Origin of the sequence: Mycobacterium sp. 1165178.9, from assembly GCF_001673555.1 — a bacterium.
In the GTDB taxonomy this organism is placed as follows: domain Bacteria; phylum Actinomycetota; class Actinomycetes; order Mycobacteriales; family Mycobacteriaceae; genus Mycobacterium.
The window spans coordinates 1-5,019 of the sequence record NZ_LZMB01000496.1 but is presented as its reverse complement, the minus strand read 5'-3'; the positions used below and the strand labels follow the sequence as shown (position 1 = coordinate 5,019).

The 5,019-nt window shown below is 59.2% G+C and carries 4 protein-coding genes; all 4 read left to right on the top strand.

Features of this window, described 5'->3' with window-relative positions:
• Nucleotides 1–1,203, top strand: a 1,203-nt coding sequence (locus A5652_RS21255) for a cytochrome P450 (protein WP_232001299.1), incomplete at its 5' end; no start/stop codon positions are given.
• Nucleotides 1,200–3,050, top strand: a complete 1,851-nt coding sequence (locus A5652_RS21250) for an NAD(P)/FAD-dependent oxidoreductase (RefSeq protein WP_067356260.1) — start codon at nucleotides 1,200–1,202, stop codon at nucleotides 3,048–3,050. The genes A5652_RS21255 and A5652_RS21250, both read left to right, overlap by 4 nt.
• A 110-nt stretch (nucleotides 3,051–3,160) precedes the next feature.
• Complete coding sequence (locus A5652_RS21245; RefSeq protein WP_067356257.1) at nucleotides 3,161–4,273, top strand: ABC transporter substrate-binding protein; 1,113 nt, start codon at nucleotides 3,161–3,163, stop codon at nucleotides 4,271–4,273.
• A 138-nt stretch (nucleotides 4,274–4,411) separates the two neighbouring features.
• Nucleotides 4,412–5,019: aldehyde dehydrogenase family protein (locus tag A5652_RS21240; RefSeq protein ID WP_156745467.1), on the top strand; the 608-nt coding region annotated here is incomplete at its 3' end.

Here is a 5,019-nt window from a genome sequence, read left to right as displayed (position 1 = left end):
CGGGCCCTTCGTGACGGGGACCCGGTGCACTATGAAACTGACCTGGGGATGTATTTGGTCTCGCGACACGAGGACCTGATGGCGGTGCTTCGAGATCCGGTCGTCTTCTCCCAGGAGCTGGGCTATTACCGGCAGATGGCCCACGGCCACCTTGATGAGATGAAGGAGGTCCTCGCGCGCGAGGGCGGCGGCTTCTTCCCGGACGTTGCGAACATCGACCCACCGCGCCACACCCGCGTGCGCCGTCTGCTGTCGCAGGCGTTCGGCAGGCGACGCATGAAAGCTCTTGAACCGCAATTCGAGCGGCTCGTCGACGAGCTGATCGACGGTTTCATAGAGCGCGGTGAGGCGGACGGCTTGCACGATCTCGCCTTACCGATGGCGATCGCCTTCAGCATGCAACAACTACAGGTTGACGATCTCGACATGGCCACGATCAAGCGCTGGGGCAGCGCCTATCTGTCGCAATTCAGTCTCACCAACACACGTGAGGACATGATCCGGACAGCTCACGAGCTCTGTGAGATGCAGAACTATCTGATTGCGGTCGTCAGAAAACGAATGGCGGCACCCGAAGACGACATGCTCTCAGACATCATCAGAGCAGACACACCAGACGAAGATCCGCTGACGTTCGAAGAGTTGGTGGCAACCGCGCGGATGCTGCTCATCAATACCCATGACTCGATGTCGACGGCATTCACCAACATCCTCTTCAAAGTCGCGACGGACACCGCGATCGCTCAGCAGTTCTACAGCGCTGCTGACGACGATTCAGAGATGGGGCGTGTCATCGAGGAACTGCTGCGCCTCGAAACACCGGTACGCGCACTGTCGCGTGTGACAACCAAGCCGGTGACCCTGGGCGACAACCCTCTTCCAGAAGGAGCACATTTGCTCATCCTGTTCGCCTCGGCAAACGACGACGAAGCGGTCTTCGAGTGCCCGCGCCACTTTGAGGCGAGTCGAGTCAACATCCGAAAGAGTTTGACATTCGGAGCTGGCGCGCATTTGTGTTTGGGCATCTCACTGGCTCGTATGCAACTGCTGGTCGCGGCGAGGCAAACAGCGAGGCGGATGAAGAACATCAGCCTGGCGATACCGATCGAAGACATCCGGTACCTACCGAATGCCGCTCTGCTTGCAATGGAACGTCTTCCGCTACGGTTCGCGCCGCAGACCGCCGAAGGGCTTAGCCGATGAACTGCGATCCCACTAACGTGCCTGCCCCACACGAGGTAGACATCCCGTCCTTAAAGACTAAGTACCGCGAGGAGCGCGATCGCCGACTCCGCCTCGACGGCCAGGAGCAGTACGCACCCGCATTCCAAGATGCTGCGGCACTTGACTACAGCGACCCACACATGCCTAAGGTGTCGCGCCGCGCGGTCAGCGAGGACGTGGATGTCGTCGTACTCGGTGGTGGTTGGGCCGGGGTGCTTGCCGGTTATCACTTGCGCAAGGCCGGTGTCACCGATTTCCGAATCATCGAGCAGGCAGGTGATTTCGGGGGAGTCTGGTATTGGAACAGATACCCTGGCCTGTCATGTGACAACGACGCATTTTGCTATCTTCCGCTGCTCGAGGAGATGCAGTTCTTCCCCTCCAAAAAGTTCGCCGACGGTCTGCAGATTCGCGAGTATTGCCAAGGCGTTGCAAGGAAATTCGGGCTGTATGAGGGGGCGTTGTTTCACACCTGCGTCAACGCGCTGCGATGGGACGAATCGATCAAACGCTGGCGTATCAGCACGGATCGCGGTGACGATCTACGAGCTCGTTTCGTCATCATGGCGATGGGCCCGATCAACACACCGAAGGTGCCCCATGTGCCGGGACTCGAGGACTTCCAGGGCAAGATTTTCCATACGGCCCGTTGGGATTACGAATACACCGGCGGGGACCAGCGCGAGCCGGTCCTCGACAGGCTGAACGACAAGCGCGTGGCAGTCGTCGGTACCGGCGTTTCCGCCATTCAGGTAATTCCGTACCTCGCCAGATACGCCGAACAGTTGTACGTGCTGCAACGTACACCCTCGACCGTGGACGAACGCCATAACACCCCGACGGACCAATCCTGGGTTGCGACACTGAAACCGGGTTGGCAGCGCGAACGCCAGATCAACTTCCACCACGCCGCGATCGACGGGTTGACACCGGGTGAACAGGACCGCATCTGCGACATCTGGACAGAGATCAACAGGAACCTCACGGCTGAATTCAACGAAACGGGCTGGCCGCAATCGCCTGAAGAGTTTCTGGCAAAGCGCGAGGACATGGACTTCCGCGTCATGGAGCGCTTGCGGGCACGCGTCGACGCTGTGGTCAAGGACAAGGAAACCGCGGCAATCCTCAAACCCTGGTATCGGCACATGTGCAAGCGGCCCGCGTCGAGCGACGAGTTCTATCCCACGTTTAACAGGCCGAACGTGCGGCTCCTCGACGTTTCCCCCACCCGAGGCGTGGAGCGCATAACGGCCCGCGGCTTCATTCACGAATCCGCCGAACACGAGGTTGACTGTCTGATATTCGCAAGCGGGTTCGAAGTGACCAGCGACCTCCAACGACGTTGGGGGATAAACAAAATATCGGGCCGGGGTGGTCAATCGTTGTACGACCATTGGGCACATGAGTTCCGGACGCTTCACGGCGTGATGACCCACGGATTCCCCAACCAATTCTTCGTGGGCTTCTTTCAAGGTGGATTCAACGCCTCAACCACTGAGACCTTCAACTACCAAAGCCGTCATATCGCATGGATCATCAGCCAAGCAGTCAGCTGCGGCGCTCAGGCGGTGGAGCCCAGCCTGGAAGCGCAAAATGCGTACGTCAACCACGTCCGCGAAGTTGCTGTCGACACCTCCGCGTTCTTCCGAGAATGCACGCCGGGATATTTCAACAACGACGGGCAGGAAGTCGCGGACGAACAAGGTGAGCTGCGGCCTCGGACCTATACCGGTGAGACATACGGCCTGGGGTACTACGCGTGGGAGCAGCTTTTAGAGGACTGGCGTTCGAACGACGATCTGTCGGGTCTGGTCGTCGAACCGTGATTCAACAAGTGTTGCCGCCGAGGCCCGAAATTGTCAGCGAGGTGATGACCTCGCCCGAAGCTCTGTAGTCACCGATCCCGCACTTATGTCGTCACGCTACTGGAGGCGAAATGTCCTACGAAAGTACAGCTGAACCCGTAAAGATCGGCTACATCATGGATTTCATCCTTCCGGATGTATATCCGGAGGATATGCGAAAAGACCTCACCGACCCGTTCGACTTGGTGTTCAACGAGGCGCGAGAACAGGGTGTCATCGACCGCCCGCTCGAGATCATCTACCGCGAGGTCGAGGGTCTGCCCAAAGGCTCAGTGAAGGCTGTGATCGATGCCTACGGGGAGTTAGTCGACGAGGGGTGCCTTGCGGTGTTCGGCCCGCATATCAGCGACAACTGCGTACCAACCCGGGAGGCTATCGAAGAGCGTTTCCGGGTTCCCGCGTTAAGTGTCACCGGTAGCGACGACTGGTTGGGGGAGTGGACTTTTGCGTTTCCGCAGGGCTCCCTCACCGATGAGCCCATCTTCTGGGCCGACCTTCTCGAAAAGGGCGGGCACCGGGAGGTGGGAGTCTTTGTGGAGCAGTCTGAGTCCGGCCACAACTACTGCAAAAACTTTGAAGACGAATGTCGGCGCAGGGGAATACGTATCGTCGCCGAAGTATCGTTGGCGCAGACTGCCCAAGATGTCACCAAAGCCGTGGACGCGATGTGCGAGGCCAAACCCAGCGCACTTGTACACTGCGGATTCGGTTTCGGGATTGTCTTTATCAACGCAGCGCTTGAGGCGCTCAAGTGGGATCCACCACGCTTCACCAGCACCGCTTTTCAAAACGCGTGGATGAATCCGGTGATGTGGAACGCCTTTATGAACTGGACCGGGGTCGATCAATACGACGAACAAAACCCGGTAGGCCAGCGATTCCTCGATAAATATGAGGCTGTGTATGGGCGGCGCCCGCAGTATTGCGTTCCGGTCGTGAATCACGATGTTGCCTCGACTCTGGTGCGCGCAATCACCCTAGCTCACCCCTTGAGTCCAAGAGGTCTTAAGGAGGCGCTGGAGCGGGTGAAGATGATGCCCGCGGCGTCCGGTGCCCCTGGTACCAGGGTGTCTTTCGGGAAGTGGACTCGTCGGGGGTGGATGGGAGCGGGCTATCTCGTTGCGCGGCAACTTGACTCAGACGGGATTAATTCGCATCTGGTCGGTCGGTTCGGTGAGGAGTAACGATGAGGGCCTGCTCCGCCGGTGCGCCACCACGCCACGATGATCGGCGGGGACAGTTGATGTTGCGGCTTTCGCGGTTCGGCGACCTAACTACACATGAGAGCGAGAGAAATGCCTGACATCCGTTTCGAACGAAAGATGATGATCGACGGCAAGCTCGTCGACGGCGAGGCCGGCACCTTCAGCAATATCAATCCTGCGACGGAAGAAGTAATAGGGGAGGTTGCCGATGCGTCGAAGGCAGACATGCATCGCGCAATCGACGCCGCACGCCGTGCCTTCGACGAAACCGACTGGGCGACAAACAAAGAACTGCGCAAACGGTGCCTGCTTCAGCTGCACGAAGCCCTGCAGGAAGAGAAGGAAGAGCTGCGGGAGGAGTTGATCCTCGAAGCGGGAAGTCCGCGCGCGATCACTTTCGGTCCGCAGCTCGACGCTCCGCTGGAAGACGCCCTGAAGTTCCCGATCAGGCTGATCGACGAATACTATTGGGAAACAGACCTCGGTGACGCGCTCGTGTCGGTGACCGGACAGAACACCTCTCGCAAAGTCTGCCGCGAACCGGCGGGCGTGGTCGGCGCAATCGTGCCCTGGAACTTCCCCTTCGAGGTCACCATTCACAAGCTCGGCCAAGCGCTGGGTGCCGGCAACACGATGGTGTTGAAGCCGGCGCCGAACACGCCCTACAACGCGACCCGCATCGGTCGGCTGATCGCTGAACAGACGGACATACCGCCGGGCGTCGT